Raw genomic sequence first — 14561 nt, forward strand, 5'->3', positions numbered from 1 at the left:
TCTTCGACACACAAACCTGCGCGTGCGGGGTCGGGATCAGCCGCTGGTCCAGCCCGCCGCCATGCGTGTGATCAGGAAGCCGGCCGTCGCGGCCACCGCGGTGAGAGCCGTTCCCCAGGCGAGATCGACCACCGTGAGCAGAGCAGGCCAGTTGCGGAGCGTTGCCTGGTTGGTAAGGTCATAGGTGCCATAGGCGACCAGACCGAACAGCGCGCCCATCAGCAGGGCCGACGTCCATCGTCCCGATGCGAGCGCCGGCTGCACGACGAACAGGACGACACCGGCGACATAGAGCAGGTAGAACAGCACGGCCGCCGGCCAGTTCGCCTGATCGGTCATCAGATCGCCGAGCTGCGGCTTGTAGAAGCGGCTCGCCATCGTCGAGAGCCAGACGGCATCGATCGCGAGGAACACGATGCCCGTGGCGAGATAGGCGACTACCAGCTGCATGACGGCCTTCCAGTTCGAAACCTGACCCCCGCTATACGGCCTCCGCGCGCTCATGGATCAGCTGCCCCGGCGCCTTTGGCGCCGGAGGATGCACGCCTTCGTCAGTCGGCTCAGCCGTGACGCGGTCGGATGCGCGCCGATGTCTCTGCCCTGTCGTCGGGCGAGGCGGTAGGCCGACGCGAAGATGGTCGCCATCGCCGCGTAGCGCCCAAACGAAGAGCGGCCCGCAAGGGGCCGCTTCGTCAGTTCAGATTGTTTTCAGAACCGAATCTGGAGGACTGGTGGAGCCAATCGGAATCGAACCGACGACCTCTTGAATGCCATTCAAGCGGCCTGCATCTCATTGGATACGATCGACATATATTGTGTGCGATTAATCAGCGTGTTACGTATCAACCCGTCCCGCCGGGTCTGCTTACGTTAGCCTCTCGGTGGTCACCATGTGGTCACCGGAGAGCCGATATGGCCGAACCAGCCCGCAAGATTACCAAGCGCGTCGTCGACGCGGCGGCGCCGGGGGAATCCCGTTTCGTCGTATGGGATAGCGAGCTGAAGGGCTTCGGCTTGCGTGTCGAGCCAAGCGGCACGAAGACCTATCTCGTTCGCTACCGACCGAGGGACGGCGGCAGGACGGCAGCCAAGCGCTTCGTCACGATCGGCAGACACGGGCCGCTCACACCCGACGAAGCGCGGGCGAGGGCGTTGGCGATCCTCGGCGCCGTCGCGCGTGGCGAAGATCCCGCCGCGAAGATCGGGGAAGCGAAGGCCCGGCCGACGCTGCAGGCGCTTTATGACGAGTACGACCGGCTGCACATTTCGACGAAGTTGAAGCCGTCAACGGCGTCGTCTTATCGTTCGACATTCAAGAAACACATTTTGCCAGCTTGGGGCGCGCGTCGAGCCGATTCGATCGGCCGCCCCGACATCCTGCGCTTCCATGCGGGGCTGACAGATCATCGCGTCACTGCGAACCGCGCTCTTGCGATCCTAAGCGGCATGTTTGAATGGGCGGCTGGGAACGGATACCTCCCCGAGGGATCAAACCCAATTTCGGGCGTGGCGCGATATCGCGAGCAATCGCGGGAGCGCTTCCTTGATCTTGATGAGTTGGAGCGCTTCGGCGCCGCACTTCGCGAAGCCGAGACGATCGGCATTCCGTGGCAGGTCGACGAAGCCAAGGCCAAGGCAAAGCATGCGCCGAAGCCCGAAAACCGCCGCACGCTCATCTCGCCCTATGCCGCTGGCGCCCTCCGGCTCTTGCTCTTCACGGGAGCCCGCTTGCGGGAGGTGCTGCACATGCGCTGGGAGTGGATCGACTTCCAGCGCGGTATTGCCACGCTACCAGATTCCAAGACCGGTAAACGATCGATCTATCTCAACCCGCCTGCGCTCGCGGTCTTGGCGTCGCTCCCTCGACAAGGAAAGTTCATCTTCCCAGCTGAGAGGGAGGCTCGCGACATTGACGGCGGTCCGGAAGAAAAGCCCCGCCACGATCTCAAGCGCGCCTGGAATGCCGTAAGGCGCATGGCGCAGCTGGACAACGTGAGAATTCACGATCTCAGACACACGCATGCGAGTTTCGGCGCTGCATCAAACCTTGGCCTTCAAACCATCGGGCAGCTGCTTGGGCATGCACAGCATAAGACGACGCTTCGCTATGCGCATTTGAGCGCGGACCCGCTTCGACGGGCTTCCGAAGCCATCGGAGCGCAACTCGCCGAGGCGCTTGGCGAGGGCGCGGCTGCGGCCCCGTCCGGGGAGGTTATCCCCTTCGGCCGATCGCGGGAGACCGGCTGACGAGAAGCGCGGGGATAGGCCGGCCAGCCGACAAGCCGAAATGCACCATTCGGCTTCCCCGCGCCCGCTTCGGTGCTTCGCGAGGTGCTGCGATGGTTGTGATACCCCCAAGGTGTCCGGACGGTTGGCGCGATCAATCCGTTATCGAATTTTGGCGCAATCGGATTTGGCCGGAGGATGTGAAGGGCTATTCCTTCTTCGGCCGCGCCGTATTGAATTTCGGGGGCACTTGGTTTGGAAATGACTGGCATTTGCTGCAAGGCGCCGGGTCCTTCGCAGAGGCTCGCGCCGAGATCGCAAGAGCACTACTAGGCAGGTTGCAGGCAGGGATCGACCGCGCGGGCTATCTGGATGGCTCTATCGTGAAGGAAATTCCCTCGGATCGGTGGGGAGGCCTGACTGTCGACGCGCCCGCTTTCGGCAAGTGCCGCGCCAATCCCGACGATCTAGAAGGGAACTACACTTGGGCGCCCGTTGACGACGCGCAAATGCGCTGGGCGCCGGTCGGCGCATCGTCCAGCTCCAACTATTATGACAGCCCGCGCCATCGATGGCTCTTCCTCCGCTTGCCAGCGGATATATCGCCCGCGCATCACGCCAGCCTACCGAAGCAGGTGGCGGAATCTGATCTCCGATCCATCGTCGACGCGTACGCGAACGAAGAAAGCCAGCCTTCGATGCTCAAGGCATGGAAGGAAACAGACCGCCGCTTGAGTCCCGACCGTTCGGTGACGCGAGCGCGGTTCGAAGCGGCATGGAAAAACAGATTTCCGAATCTTAAGCCTGGACGAAGGCCGGGCAAGGACAAGCCGACCGATTAGCCCATACCCGACCCGAAATGCCCCGAATTCGACCGGGATCGTCCCAAAATCGATCCGGGACTGTTCCGGGTATCGACCCAGTAAATTCGGTCGGGCATTTTGATTATATTGCACGCCTAGTGCGTTACATTGACGATGATCCCGTCATCAATCGGGATACTCGGCAATGGAAACCATGAATTCTTCGCTTCGAACCGAGTCTTCGCTCTTCAACACGCGTGAAGCTGCGGACTATCTCAATTTGAGCAAGTCCACGCTGGACATGAAGCGGCTCAAGGGTGGCGGGCCCGTTTTTTGTGCCCTTGGAAGAAGGGTCGTTTACAAACGCTCGGATCTCGACGCGTGGGTTGACGCGAACCGCCGTCGTTCGACTTCCGAGGTCGCCTGATTGATGCAGGCCTTAGAAGCGGCGAAGGGCGCCACTGCTGAGACAGTGAACGCCCTTCGGGAAGACCTCGCTTGGCGGCGGCTGGTCACGATCGAAAATAACGCGTCAGTGATGCAGGCGCAACGCCTTGCCGATCGGTTTGGCTTCCTGCCGGAGCGCGCCGCCGTCATCGCCCTGCATGCATTTGGCGAGGCGCGCGCATGAACAACGTCCTGACGTTCCCTTCCCGTCAACACCCGAAGTCCGGGCGCTTTTTCCCCGTTCGCCTCGCTGACGGCTTATGGTGGATCGATCATGAGTCGCGCGGCGGTGCCAGCTTCGGCATTCAATCCGACTTCGGTCCCTACAAGCTGGAAGGCGAGGCACAGCAAGTCGCGAACCAGCTTAACGCGATAGTTTGGCAGGCCCTGCAAGCCCAGACCCCGCCGGAAGGGGATGGCGCATGATAAAGGACCTTTTCGAGGACCCCGCCGAGGGCACCGCCCCGACTATGCGGCAGCTTTCGTTTCTTCTGGATGCGGGCGTGCCACTGGATGCGATCGTGGCTCCATGGTGCTTGCGCGTCGCGCGCGTCGCCTTCCCTGAACGGTGGCGCTATGCGCCATCGCCAATGGGGGATCCGAGCTTTGTCTTTGCCGTCATCGCATCGGACGGGATCATTGACCTTGCCGCGTGGCATCCGCGAACGGGAAGAATTGGGACGCGCCTCGGAATCGGAGGGCTTCTCGGAGAAGGCCAGATAGGCCGCGATGGCCTCGGCACAACTGGCCTGCCCTTGCCAGTTCTGCGCACCCCTGCGGATTGGCTGATGGCGCACCGTAAGGGGCTTGTTGTCGTCGATCCGCAGGCCGCCGCCTATCGTCTTGCCGGCATGACGCTACATGCCGTCGACGTCGGGCACGGTCGCGATTTGCGGGACATGCTCTCCCTGCCACGGCCGTTTATCGTTGTCCCAGCCCAGACACGGGAAAGGATCGCTGCGTGACGCACAATGCCTTCCTTAGCCTGGACGAAGCGGAAGAGCGCGCCCGGTTCGGTGATTGGCGCCCTCAAGCATCCCAGGCGGCTCGCTCGCCCGCATCGGCGCCCGTTATCGTGTCGGCGCCGGATCTCATGGCACGAACTTTCGCGCCCATTTCTTACGTGGTTCCGGAGATCATTGCCGAGGGTCTCACCATTCTTGCCGGAAGACCCAAAATCGGCAAGTCGTGGCTGGCCTATGATATCGCGCTCTCAGTCGCCCAAGGTGAAACCTGCCTCGGACGACTGCGGTGCGCCCAAGGTGCCGTCCTGTATCTCGCACTAGAGGACAATGAGCGGCGACTGCAAAGCCGCCTCCGCAAGCTTCTTATCGCTAGCGACCCCCCGCCGATAAGTTTGCACATGGCGACGGCATGGCCTCGCGCCAATGAAGGCGGCATCGAAGCGATAAGGAGTTGGATAAGAAACACGCCCGATGCGCGGCTCGTTATCGTAGATGTTCTCCAGATGTTCCGCCCTGCCGCATCCGCGAGAGACATGCCCTATGAGGCGGACTATCAGGCGATCAAGGGACTCCAGAGCGTCGCATCGGAAGAGCGTGTCGCAATCCTCGTCGTGCACCACACCAGAAAAGCAGGCTCTGACGTCGACCCCTTCGAGAAGGTAAGCGGCACGCTTGGACTTTCTGGAGCCGCCGATACCGTCGCCATCTTGGATCGCGATAGCCAGGGCGCCACGCTCTATGCCCGCGGCCGTGACATTCAAGAGGTTGAAAAGGCAGTGTTTTTTGACAAGATCCTTTGCAAGTGGACTATTCAGGGCGACGCTATCGACGTGCGCCGAACCGATGAGCGCTCGTCGATCCTGGATGTTCTCCTATCTGCAACCGAGCCTATGGCTCCGCGCGAGATCGCAATTGGCGCCGATATGCCGCGAAACAATGTGGATCAGCTGCTCTTCAAAATGGCGAGGGCTGGCGAGGTAATCAGGGCCGGCCGCGGGCACTACGTTCACGCCGAGCGCACTGACCTTATGCCCCTCCACAAGAACGATAAGAAGATAAGAAGCGGACGTGATGACGAGTCGTGAGAACACCCTTCTTACCGTTCTTATCGATCTTATCGGGGGGAGCCCCCCGGTAAAAAAGCTTCGCCAAGAGAGCTGCAATGAAATCCAACACATACCTCTCGAAAGGCAATGTGAGGGAGTGCTGTTCCCTCGAAAGCGCTCTAATCAGGAAGTTCGCCAGTCTTGAGACTGCATATCCGCTTTCGGCTAATCATGGCTCTTGTTCACCTAAGCGACTGGCTGTCCGAGCCGGACGATTTTCGCATGCGCTTGAGGCGCCATATGCGCGCGTCGTGGCGAGAGCTTATCGCGTGGGTGGCGATAGCCGGTGCTCTGTTCGTCGCACTTCTCGCCATCGCATCTGCGATCGGGCCGCTGTGGCACCGATAACCGGCGCCCTCGCGTGATGACTTCAGATAAATCGGTGAGCCATCCCTTTTACGGCGTCCGAAAACTCCGCACCGCGTCGGCTTCGGCTTGCGTCTCGCGCGCGTACTGCTGACGAAATTGCGGCCTCAGCTCGCGTGATGACCGTAGATAAATCGGTGATATTCGCGCGCGCATTTTACGGTATACGGAAACTCCTGCGCAGCATTGCCATCGCTCTGCAATCGTCCGAACAGTCTCGCGTTTTCCAGCGTCGGAAAATTCACAGTGGGCAATTTGACGTTCACCCTCGCGCGCCCGCGAGTAGCGCATCTGAGGATGCGTCGCCGTATGCCACGATACCGACGCGCGAGATCCTGCCCCCAAAAAGAGAAAGGGCGCCTCGAACAAGGCGCCCTATTGACCGTGTTTGTTTATTGACCGACCCACTAAGCCGCCGCGGCAGCGATCATAGCGTCGGCCGGCTCAAGCTGCGTTGTCGCATCGGCGCGAGCGAGCCGCGCCAGCGTATCTGCGGCACGGGCGAGAAAAGACAGGTCGTCTTCGCCGGGGACACAGTCCCTGGTCCTATCCGCGAAAATGGCGACTGCCGCGGCGCAGTCCCTCGCCGTTACGATTGGCGCTGCCATCGCTTGCTCCTCGATTGCCAAGGTCTCTGCGAAGAGGCGGTCGATCGTGGCTTGAGGCGTCCCTGATACCAACGAGTTCAGGCGCTGGATCGCAATGCCATGGGCCGAACGCAGCGTGCTCATGATGGTGTCGGCCGGCGCTGCTGATGCCTCCGCGAGCGGCGATGCCGCGGACGCAAAAGCTGCCCTCATCGAGGGACCAGGTTGAGCAAGATATCCAGCAGCCACAGCCGCAATGGTGTTTGACATTTCATCCTCCATAACCAAAATCATTATGTACAACCTATATCGTTGTATGTAGCCATCGTCAATGAAATTCGTTATAGATGGCTATTACTGCCATAGCGAAATACCCAAGGATGTCATTGACCCCCGCGCAATGCCGGGCCGCTCGCGGTCTTATCGAATGGTCTCAAACCGATCTGGCCAAGGCGGCGACGGTCGGCCTGAGCACCGTGCGAAATTTCGAGACGGCCCGCTCAGTGCCCATCACCAATAATCTCGCAGCGATCCGCGCTGCCCTAGAGGCCGCTGGCGTCGAGTTCATTCCAGAGAATGGCGGCGGCGCGGGTGTTAGGTTGGCAAAGCGCACAAAAGCGCCAACCGACAGTCCCGCCCGTGAGGGATGATCTTTTCACTCCCGAGATGGTCGCTGAAGTATGGGGATGCAGCTCGATACAAGGGTAAGTAGCCGGAACGGGCGGCCGAAAAGATCCGAATCCATACCAATGGGTTGCGTCGGAACGCGGGATCCGGAGCAAATTTTCGGACGCTCCCGTTATTGCCTTCTTAGAAAAGATGGGCCATATCTCGAATTAATAAGACCCGCCACGCCTCGGACGAAGCCTCGGCTTCGCACTGCGCACCCCGGCGGGTTTCTTCTTTTCAGGGGCGATTTCTCGTCATATTTATGACGGCATGAAGTTTGCCAAACCTTCTTTACCCATTGCTGACCAGATCGCGCTTCTCAAACGAAGAGGGATGACGATCCCCGATCGGGCAAGGGCAGAACACTACCTTCAGCACGTCAGTTATTACAGGCTTAGAGCATATTGGCTCCCATTTGAGCAGCTTGCGCCCGTCAACGGCGACCATATGTTTCGCAACGGCACTTCGATCGATGATGCCGTTGCGCTCTACGTGTTCGACCGCCAACTTCGCTTGCTCGTCATGGATGCGATTGAGCGGATCGAGGTCTCATTGCGGGGTGCTTGGGCATACCACCTTGCCGTGAAATATGGCTCCCACGGCTATCTTGATCCGAACCTATATGATCGAGCGGATCGATTTGCGAATGCACTCACCGGCCTTTTGGATGAAATTGAGCGGTCGACTGACACCTTTATCGTCCACTACAAGTCCAAGTATGACGATCCAGAGCAACCACCAATATGGATGACTGCCGAAGTCATGTCGCTAGGGCAGCTCTCAAAGTGGTATAGCAACTTGAAGCGTCGTCCAGATCGACAGGCGATCGCGAAGATTTATGGACTGGATGAGAAGGTTCTTACCTCGGTCGCTCATCATCTGACCTATGTGCGGAATATCTGTGCTCATCACGGAAGGCTCTGGAACAAGCAATTTACCGTCACAATGACCATTCCAAACTCTCCGGGTTCCCTAAAGCTGGCGATGAACACGGCGGCCACGCGAAAGCTCTACAACACGTTGGCAGTTCTTGGTTATCTGATCGGGATAGTCGCGCCTGGCACAGAGTGGCGGAAACACCTGGCTGACTTGGTCGCGTCCTGCCCGCTTGCAGGCACCGCTGCGATGGGGTTCCCGACCAACTGGAAAGAAATGCCTGCCTGGAAGTCGGCCTGCGCTTGATGGTAGCGCCTGTAGCACCTGCAGATTCTGAGGCCAAGGCGCACGGGCGCGGCGTAAGGCGATCTATGAGGAGCTGCATCCGGAGACTAAGGCCGGAACGGCAGGCGCGACGGCACGATGGGATGCAAGCGCCAACTTGGCGACTGCATTTTCGGCAGAAACCGCTGCTGTTTCTGGCCGCGCCGAACGTTCGATCCAGCGAGACGCCGAGCGCGGCGAGAAGGTGACGGAAGAGGCTATGGGCCTCATTCGCGGCACGCATCTCGATACTGGCGCCTATCTCGACAAACTGAAGCGCATGACGCAGCCCATCCGCTTTGAACCTATCAACATGAAAAGCGTTAGCGGTTGGGGCGATTGAGGAAGTTAGGCCCCGAGGGAGGTCAAAATGCGATTCGTGATGGTACTTGTGGCGCTTTCAGTCGCCGCTCCTTCTCTCACGGCCTGCACCATGGCCAATACGAAGTCGCGCACATATCAGACCATGACCAATACCCCGAACCAATGCGGGACGGGCTTCAAGCGCGATAGGGAGGCATGCTGACGCCGCGCGCAGCGAGCAGCGGCGGGCCGTTCGAGCGCTCGGGCCGCTCTAGTCGTAGCAGATCGGGGAGCGCCCGCCCGGCCGGCTGTAGGCGCTTCGGCCACCGCACAGGCGCCCGTTGCGCATGAGGTCGTACGGGCAATCGCAGCGGCCGACATAGGGCTCACGCACCGGGTTGGCGCCGCGTTGCATTGGCGCGGGATCGGCCGGCGGCCGGGGAGCTGAAACGAGAGGTCGCGGCGCGGCTGGAGTGGCTTCTGCCAAAAGGTCGACGTGAACCCAACCTGCCGCGCCGGTCGCCTTCACCCTTCGCCATTCTCCGGTGACTTCAAAGCCGTCCAGAGATTGCCCAGCCGGCAGGACCGTGACGACCGGAAACGTCGTCCCCGGCCCGGCGCGGACCCTCGCCGTTGTGCTCGTGAACAGGCGCACGGCACGGGGAGCTGCGGCCGGAGGATCAAGGCGCGGGGCGGGTGCGGCCGGACGTGGCGCGGGCGCCGCGGGAGGTGGCTGCACAGGTGCCGCCTGCGGTTGGCCGCGTGAATCCTGGTTGATGCTCGTTGCGGAGTTCGTGTCCGGCGGTGGTGGCGCGCGTTCGGGCGCTTTCGACGAAAGCCACCACAGCCCGGCGCCGACAATGACGATCGCCCACGGCAGTCGCCCCGAACTCCCCATGCCGCCCTCCCCAAAGCGCGCGAGCAGTCTGCCGGCCAGACAATTGGAAGTCGAGCGCGTCGCCGGTCGCACTTGGTGGCGCGGCACCTCGGCATTTCGACCCGGCGCTAGACTGTGGAAAGGGACTCGACTCCCGATTGTGTTGGGATGATCTTCTCCCCTTCGGGGGAGGGGCTACCATGAGGGCAAGAATTGTTGCGCTGGCGTCTGCGGCTGCGCTGGCGTCATGCACCAGTGTCGAGACACCGTCGTTTGTGCCGAACGCGCAGCAAGAGGCGATCGTGCGCGACGGCCAGCCGGCGCTGATTTCCAAGAAGCCGAAATCGGTGGTGATGGTCCGGCCGGCGACCCGGTCGTTTCAAGGCGGCGAGCGGCCGGCCTTCGTCGTCGCCGTGCTCAACACCGGGCCGGCGCCCGCGACGCTCTATGTCCGCGACGTGCGCGTTTCGCAGTCGATCCCTGGCGACAAGCCCTATGAGCTCAAGGTCTACAGCTATGACGACCTTGTCGCAGAGGAGAAGCAAGTGCAGCTCAACCGGGCGATCCTCGTTGGCCTGGCTGCCAGCGCCAACGCGGCCGCCGCGGCGAATGCGGGCTACTACAACGCCAGCGGCACGGTCTATTCGCCCTATGGCGTCTCACGCGTGACGGTGTCGGGCTACGACGCGTCGGCCGCAGCAATCGCCAATGCGAATGCCGCCGCGACGAACTCGGCGATGATTGCCGACGCGGTCGAGACCGGCCAGCGCAATTTGGCGGTGCTCGAGCAATCCGTGATGAAGGACAACACCGTGCTGCCAGGCGAGTGGTACGGCGGCCGGGTGGTCATCGCGCCGCCGAAGCTGGTGGCGACCGACAAGCCGAAGGTCTACCGCATCACGGTCTCGTTCGCCGGCGAGGTGCATGAGATCGACGTGACGCAGAGCCGGGCGAGCGGGTAGGGGTGCTGCGGGGACCCACGGGGCCAGGAACTGCCCTTGCCGAACTCACGAAGCGCGTCAGCAAGGCGCTACGAGCGATGAGGGACGCAGGGGATGTTCGGTCGCGGGCTGACGCCAAAGGCAATCTGGTCTGGGAGCGTCGGTAGTTAGTGAACTGATACCGGCAATGAGTATCGAAACTTCGTGATGCACTTACTTTCAACCATCCTGTTGGGATGAATCCCGGGGGATGCGTGTGGCGGTTACATTAACTTGAGATCTGATGTTGCTAGCTTGAATGTCTTTTACTAGTCGTTGCAACTCATCATTCAATCTATTGATCGACTCGGAGACATTGACAATTGATGTATTCGTCTTATCAAATAGTACATTAGAGATATTTGCCCCGTTTATTAAAAAATAGTTCCATTCGTTATTATTATTATAGTCATGATTTGGAAATAATTGTGTTTTTAGACCTGTAGATGGCGTATCACCATCCATGATCATGAAATATTTCGAACAATTTCTCAGTACGATATAGGAAAAAGAGCCATTTCCATCAAGAAAATACTCTTCTAGAATACCTTTGTACATTAAACATCGATTATTTTCGACCACATTTGTGGCAATGTATGCTGTTATTATAGAATAATCTTCTGATGATAGATTTTTTACCCATTTGAAAGCTGAAAAATACCGAAATACTCCACAATATGCTAAAAGAATCCCGATCGAAAATGACGCCGTTGATATGACAAAGGCATATATTACTGAAATTTCTATCCCACGCTCGATCTGTTGAAGAACATAAAAACTAGGATATACTCTATAATATACTAATGGATATATGTATGACTTGATGTTGAACCCAAAGAACGTCGCGGAAATATACCAGGACAGGCTATGTGCGGCCAACGAGACAAAGAACGCTCCCGCGACATCCCCAACCACGCTTGTTCGGATGAGGTCGCGCGCGAAGCGCTCCTTAAGGGCGGCGCCGAAAAAGAAAGAGACACCAGGGAGAAGCGCAAACACAATAGCGATGGTTGTCCACGCTATCGCCATAGCGAAGCGCCGTCAGGCTGCGGCAGTCTGCCGATCCCGATTCTGGACGATGTAGTCAATAATGTCGCCCAGGTCGGCTTCCTTGCCGCCCTTCTTGGCGGTCGCGCGGATAGCTTCCTGCACGAGCTCGATATTGCCATTCGCGAGCCGTACGAGCTTATCGATAAGAGCGCTGTTATGCGTGCTAGTGACGACCATGCGACCCTCCTCTTTAGCTATCAATGCGGCACGTTCACCGTGGTTCATTGTTTGAACCATCGCACGGCATGAATCACGTCGCAAGCGTACGATGCTTTCATTGACAATTCGTGCTTATGTCCCGTTTGCACACGAACGCATTCCGGCTCATTTTCCGGGGCTCGGCACAAACGCGGCTTCATGCGCTGATTTATGCTCTGTGCAATTAGTTGCAATTGGCGATGCCGATAGCCCTTCCACGTACGGCTCACCGGATGCGCCATCGCCAGCCCAAGAGCGCGGCGCGCCATGCGCCGTTGTCCAGCTTGCGATGATCCTCTAGCCACGCTGCGTGCGCCGCGTACTGATGCAGGTAGCAAGAGCAGACACGTGATGGTGCTGGCCTTCGACCATGCGCCAGCGACCCACCCTGTGGCCCGCTGGCCTCTCGTTTACAGGTTCTCACCGCACCAGTGTGCAGTTCGCGCCGCCTTGGCCTCGGCGCCAGGCCGATAGGGCAACGCCAGCCCTCCACGCACCAGCACATCGCCCACGTCGCCGTCAGCCGTCGTGAGGTTGGCCAGCGTCCGCCCATAGCGATCCTTGCGGCCCGACCGCTCGACATAGACGGTCGCGCCGCGGAGAAGCTTCGCGACCCGAGCCTTGGCCTCCAGCCCGACCCGTCGCTCGTTCTCGCAACGCGGCCGGAATGTCTCCGGCGCGTCGATATCGATGAAGCGGATCTTCTCGGCGCACCCCTTCGACGGCGCGACACAGGGCAGCGCAACGGTGTCGCCGTCGATGATCACGATCCGGTCGCCGTCGATCGCTTCGGCGTGTGCGGCCAGAGGCAGCGCCGCTGCGACAAGGGCCGCGGCGAGACGAATTCGGAAAGGACGACGAAGCAGCATCGCGTCGCTATCTGTCCGCTTCCGGCCGGCAGGTGACCGCAGCCCGATGCCCCGCCGTCTTCCTGAACCACCGCATGAACAGCCAATGCGCGCCGAAAACGACGACGAGCAAGACACCCAGCCAGACGATCATCCACTGGCCTAGCGTCATAGATCGGGCACCATTGGCGGGTCGGAAGGCGGACGAAGCCGTCGGGCCTCATCGGATGCGGCGATGAGCCGGCGCCGGAGGTCCGGCATGTCGGCGACGTCAGTGAGATTGATCAGCTCAGCCAGCTTGTGCTCGATCTTCGAAAGCGCTTGCTCGCTGCCGAGGGGTCTCGTTTGGGCCATCATCTCCAACCGTTGCTTGGGCTTCAGTCTCCGCCATCTTCAGCAGATAGGCCAGAAACGGCAGCCCCGCGACATTAGCCAATTTGGCCAGTTCCCCCGACATTCTTCCGACATATTCAGCCGTGGTGTGCATATAGCGCTCCCCAGTGCGCGTGCATTCACCTGAAGATAGTATCATATGAAGAATGCAACTTCGTGCCAAAATGCGACAGGAGTTAGCCGTCTTTCTTCACCCCGCGCGCCACGATCTGCAGCGCTCCATCCGGCAGCGGCCTTTGCAGAGCGAGCGCGTCGGCCGCCGGCGCCGTGAGCCAGGTCTCGATATCTTCCGGCTTGGTCAGGATCGCCGGCATAGCCTTGGGATGGATCGCGCCGACCTCAGCGTTCGGTTCCGTCGTCAGGAAGCCGAAAAGGTCGATCGTCTCTTCGCCCGTCCTGATCTTGCGGACGGATGTCCACTGCGGGACCCAGATACCGGCGAAGACCGCGAGCGGCCGCTCGGCCGAGAGGGCGAACCAGATATCGCCGCCCGCGTCCCTGTTGAACTCGCTGAACGACGTGAACGGCACGACGCAGCGATGCTCGACGCCCAGCCAGCGCGTCCAGTGCTTGCTCGCCGTGTTGCGGATATTGGTCGTGCCGCTGTCGGGCTCGGCCTTCAGCAGCGCGGGAAAGTTGATATCCTTGCCCTTGGCCCGCAGCTTGTCGGCGCGTGTCGTCGCCGCCTTGAACAGGGCCTGGGATGACGACGGCATACCCCAACGGACCATGGCCAGTTCGCGGCCGGCGGGCGAGTTGCGCACGACCGGTGCGGCATAGTCCGGATAGATGCCCGGAAGCGGCGGCAAGTTACCCGTCGTGTCGAGCATCGCCCCGGTCATCGCCCTGATCGCTTCTGCGTTCGAGGTCATGCTGTAGAGGTTGCACATGCCAGCCAGCCTGCCATAGGCGCCGGAGCCGCACAATTCGTGGTCGATGGACACTGCAGTCCTTAACTGGTCGGTCCCATCAATCCCGTTCCCGCAAATAGAGGTACAGCGGCAGTGCCAGCGACAGACCCACAAAGAAACTTCCAGGAAGAACCAGCCACCAGCGCTCGACCTTGTGCTTCACGGCGTCGCGCCATGACCAAACCCAGAAAATCGGTATCGAAATGAGTATATCGGCCGAAAATCCAGCGGATGGATCATTTGCAAACAGCGACTTAAGAAATAGCGGAAGCGCGAGGCCATGCTGCGCAAAGAAAGACGAAAAGAACAACCAGGGAGCGGCCGTCCCGATAATTGCCATGGCGATATAAAAATGTCGGATCGTCAATGCTCTATTCCTCGCAGAGAAGCCGCTAAAGGTCGAGGTGGGCTTGTTGAAAGCGCCCTATAAGGGTGGACACCGGCCTGCGGCACGAAGAGCCCGGCCGCGCAAAGTATGTGGGGCAATCCGCGGTCGGGCTCTCGCGAACCGCATCGGGGGATGCAGCTCACACACGCGAGGATAGCAGCAAGCGCGCGTCTCGGGCAGCCGCCCATATCAATCGGCGGTCGATTGACTCCACCACGAACGAGAACATTATAAGAACGAATTG

20 protein-coding genes and 1 pseudogene are annotated in these 14561 nt (G+C 60.0%); 11 read left to right on the forward strand and 10 right to left on the reverse strand.

The genetic code is table 11. The annotated features are described in order from the left end of the window. Positions 1–36 precede the first annotated feature (36 nt). Positions 37–450 carry a DUF2177 family protein gene (locus GGR25_RS11120; protein ID WP_183398865.1) on the reverse strand — a complete coding sequence of 138 codons (414 nt, stop codon included), beginning with the start codon at positions 448–450 and terminating at the stop codon, positions 37–39. A 462-nt stretch (positions 451–912) separates the two neighbouring features. On the opposite strand from GGR25_RS11120, the gene GGR25_RS11125 reads away from it, so the two are divergent. The 7 genes from GGR25_RS11125 (at position 913) to GGR25_RS11155 (ending at position 5526) form a co-directional block, all read left to right on the forward strand. Next, a complete protein-coding gene (locus GGR25_RS11125) occupies positions 913–2247 on the forward strand; it encodes a site-specific integrase (protein WP_183398866.1) in 1335 nt (444 codons plus the stop codon). A 179-nt stretch (positions 2248–2426) separates the two neighbouring features. Beyond that, positions 2427–3068: a hypothetical protein gene (locus tag GGR25_RS11130; RefSeq protein ID WP_183398867.1), complete on the forward strand. Its 642-nt coding sequence runs from the start codon at positions 2427–2429 to the stop codon at positions 3066–3068. A gap of 166 nt (positions 3069–3234) precedes the next feature. Further along, entirely contained in the window at positions 3235–3456 is a 222-nt protein-coding gene (locus GGR25_RS11135; RefSeq protein ID WP_210299910.1) for a helix-turn-helix transcriptional regulator, read from the forward strand. Further along, positions 3457–3660: a hypothetical protein gene (locus GGR25_RS11140; protein WP_183398868.1), complete on the forward strand. Its 204-nt coding sequence runs from the start codon at positions 3457–3459 to the stop codon at positions 3658–3660. Beyond that, positions 3657–3902 (forward strand): hypothetical protein, encoded by a 246-nt coding sequence (locus GGR25_RS11145; protein ID WP_183398869.1) that lies wholly within the window; start codon positions 3657–3659, stop codon positions 3900–3902. Before GGR25_RS11140 ends, GGR25_RS11145 begins: the two co-directional genes overlap by 4 nt. Further along, complete coding sequence (locus tag GGR25_RS11150) at positions 3899–4441, forward strand: hypothetical protein (protein ID WP_183398870.1); 543 nt, start codon at positions 3899–3901, stop codon at positions 4439–4441. The genes GGR25_RS11145 and GGR25_RS11150 overlap by 4 nt, the downstream gene beginning before the upstream one ends. Beyond that, positions 4438–5526: an AAA family ATPase gene (locus GGR25_RS11155; protein ID WP_183398871.1), complete on the forward strand. Its 1089-nt coding sequence runs from the start codon at positions 4438–4440 to the stop codon at positions 5524–5526. The genes GGR25_RS11150 and GGR25_RS11155 overlap by 4 nt, the downstream gene beginning before the upstream one ends. Positions 5527–6320: 794 nt before the next feature. On the opposite strand, the gene GGR25_RS11160 is transcribed toward GGR25_RS11155, so the two are convergent. Then, positions 6321–6770, reverse strand: coding sequence for a hypothetical protein (locus GGR25_RS11160; RefSeq protein WP_183398872.1), 450 nt, complete (start codon positions 6768–6770; stop codon positions 6321–6323). A 77-nt stretch (positions 6771–6847) separates the two neighbouring features. On the opposite strand from GGR25_RS11160, the gene GGR25_RS24575 reads away from it, so the two are divergent. The 3 genes from GGR25_RS24575 (at position 6848) to GGR25_RS11170 (ending at position 8712) form a co-directional block, all read left to right on the forward strand. After that, the gene (locus GGR25_RS24575; protein WP_246409575.1) at positions 6848–7150 is read left to right on the forward strand and encodes a helix-turn-helix domain-containing protein; all 303 of its coding nucleotides are present in this window, start codon (positions 6848–6850) and stop codon (positions 7148–7150) included. A gap of 289 nt (positions 7151–7439) precedes the next feature. Next, positions 7440–8351, forward strand: coding sequence for an Abi family protein (locus tag GGR25_RS11165; RefSeq protein WP_183398873.1), 912 nt, complete (start codon positions 7440–7442; stop codon positions 8349–8351). 136 nt (positions 8352–8487) lie between these two features. Further along, positions 8488–8712, forward strand: a complete 225-nt coding sequence (locus GGR25_RS11170; protein WP_183398874.1) for a hypothetical protein — start codon at positions 8488–8490, stop codon at positions 8710–8712. Positions 8713–8943: 231 nt separating this feature from the next. On the opposite strand, the gene GGR25_RS25100 is transcribed toward GGR25_RS11170, so the two are convergent. Next, positions 8944–9570 (reverse strand): SH3 domain-containing protein, encoded by a 627-nt coding sequence (locus GGR25_RS25100; protein WP_183398875.1) that lies wholly within the window; start codon positions 9568–9570, stop codon positions 8944–8946. Positions 9571–9749: 179 nt separating this feature from the next. Here GGR25_RS25100 and GGR25_RS11180 point away from each other — a divergent pair, with 179 nt between their 5' ends. Next, on the forward strand, positions 9750–10511 hold the full coding sequence (locus GGR25_RS11180) for a hypothetical protein (protein WP_183398876.1): 762 nt from the start codon (positions 9750–9752) through the stop codon (positions 10509–10511). A 198-nt stretch (positions 10512–10709) separates the two neighbouring features. Here GGR25_RS11180 and GGR25_RS11185 read toward each other — a convergent pair whose 3' ends face one another. The 7 genes and pseudogenes from GGR25_RS11185 to GGR25_RS11215 form a co-directional block, all read right to left on the reverse strand. Continuing rightward, positions 10710–11558: a hypothetical protein gene (locus tag GGR25_RS11185; RefSeq protein ID WP_183398877.1), complete on the reverse strand. Its 849-nt coding sequence runs from the start codon at positions 11556–11558 to the stop codon at positions 10710–10712. A gap of 12 nt (positions 11559–11570) precedes the next feature. Further along, entirely contained in the window at positions 11571–11756 is a 186-nt protein-coding gene (locus GGR25_RS11190) for a hypothetical protein (protein ID WP_183398878.1), read from the reverse strand. Between the two features lie 218 nt (positions 11757–11974). Beyond that, positions 11975–12152, reverse strand: a pseudogene (locus tag GGR25_RS11195) (IS1595 family transposase); the annotation flags it as partial. A gap of 35 nt (positions 12153–12187) precedes the next feature. After that, the gene (locus tag GGR25_RS11200; protein ID WP_183398879.1) at positions 12188–12646 is read right to left on the reverse strand and encodes a thermonuclease family protein; all 459 of its coding nucleotides are present in this window, start codon (positions 12644–12646) and stop codon (positions 12188–12190) included. 268 nt (positions 12647–12914) lie between these two features. Further along, complete coding sequence (locus GGR25_RS11205; protein WP_183398880.1) at positions 12915–13112, reverse strand: hypothetical protein; 198 nt, start codon at positions 13110–13112, stop codon at positions 12915–12917. An 82-nt stretch (positions 13113–13194) separates the two neighbouring features. After that, positions 13195–13908 (reverse strand): SOS response-associated peptidase, encoded by a 714-nt coding sequence (locus GGR25_RS11210; RefSeq protein WP_183399549.1) that lies wholly within the window; start codon positions 13906–13908, stop codon positions 13195–13197. 79 nt (positions 13909–13987) lie between these two features. Beyond that, on the reverse strand, positions 13988–14296 hold the full coding sequence (locus GGR25_RS11215) for a DUF2834 domain-containing protein (RefSeq protein ID WP_210299911.1): 309 nt from the start codon (positions 14294–14296) through the stop codon (positions 13988–13990). Between the last annotated feature and the right edge of the window lie 265 nt (positions 14297–14561).

The sequence above is a fragment of the Kaistia hirudinis genome (assembly GCF_014196455.1).
GTDB lineage: Bacteria > Pseudomonadota > Alphaproteobacteria > Rhizobiales > Kaistiaceae > Kaistia > Kaistia hirudinis.

Excerpts from the sequence above, each read along its gene's own strand:
- GGR25_RS11205 (WP_183398880.1), bottom strand. The coding sequence starts at position 13,112 with ATGCACACCACGGCTGAATATGTCGGAAGAATGTCGGGGGAACTGGCC.
- GGR25_RS11200 (WP_183398879.1), bottom strand. The coding sequence starts at position 12,646 with ATGCTGCTTCGTCGTCCTTTCCGAATTCGTCTCGCCGCGGCCCTTGTC.
- GGR25_RS11145 (WP_183398869.1), top strand. The coding sequence starts at position 3,657 with ATGAACAACGTCCTGACGTTCCCTTCCCGTCAACACCCGAAGTCCGGG.
- GGR25_RS11190 (WP_183398878.1), bottom strand. The coding sequence starts at position 11,756 with ATGGTCGTCACTAGCACGCATAACAGCGCTCTTATCGATAAGCTCGTA.
- GGR25_RS11210 (WP_183399549.1), bottom strand. The coding sequence starts at position 13,908 with ATGTGCAACCTCTACAGCATGACCTCGAACGCAGAAGCGATCAGGGCG.
- GGR25_RS11185 (WP_183398877.1), bottom strand. The coding sequence starts at position 11,558 with ATGGCGATAGCGTGGACAACCATCGCTATTGTGTTTGCGCTTCTCCCT.
- GGR25_RS24575 (WP_246409575.1), top strand. The coding sequence starts at position 6,848 with ATGGCTATTACTGCCATAGCGAAATACCCAAGGATGTCATTGACCCCC.
- GGR25_RS25100 (WP_183398875.1), bottom strand. The coding sequence starts at position 9,570 with ATGGGGAGTTCGGGGCGACTGCCGTGGGCGATCGTCATTGTCGGCGCC.
- GGR25_RS11120 (WP_183398865.1), bottom strand. The coding sequence starts at position 450 with ATGCAGCTGGTAGTCGCCTATCTCGCCACGGGCATCGTGTTCCTCGCG.
- GGR25_RS11150 (WP_183398870.1), top strand. The coding sequence starts at position 3,899 with ATGATAAAGGACCTTTTCGAGGACCCCGCCGAGGGCACCGCCCCGACT.
- GGR25_RS11165 (WP_183398873.1), top strand. The coding sequence starts at position 7,440 with ATGAAGTTTGCCAAACCTTCTTTACCCATTGCTGACCAGATCGCGCTT.
- GGR25_RS11180 (WP_183398876.1), top strand. The coding sequence starts at position 9,750 with ATGAGGGCAAGAATTGTTGCGCTGGCGTCTGCGGCTGCGCTGGCGTCA.
- GGR25_RS11135 (WP_210299910.1), top strand. The coding sequence starts at position 3,235 with ATGGAAACCATGAATTCTTCGCTTCGAACCGAGTCTTCGCTCTTCAAC.
- GGR25_RS11125 (WP_183398866.1), top strand. The coding sequence starts at position 913 with ATGGCCGAACCAGCCCGCAAGATTACCAAGCGCGTCGTCGACGCGGCG.
- GGR25_RS11160 (WP_183398872.1), bottom strand. The coding sequence starts at position 6,770 with ATGTCAAACACCATTGCGGCTGTGGCTGCTGGATATCTTGCTCAACCT.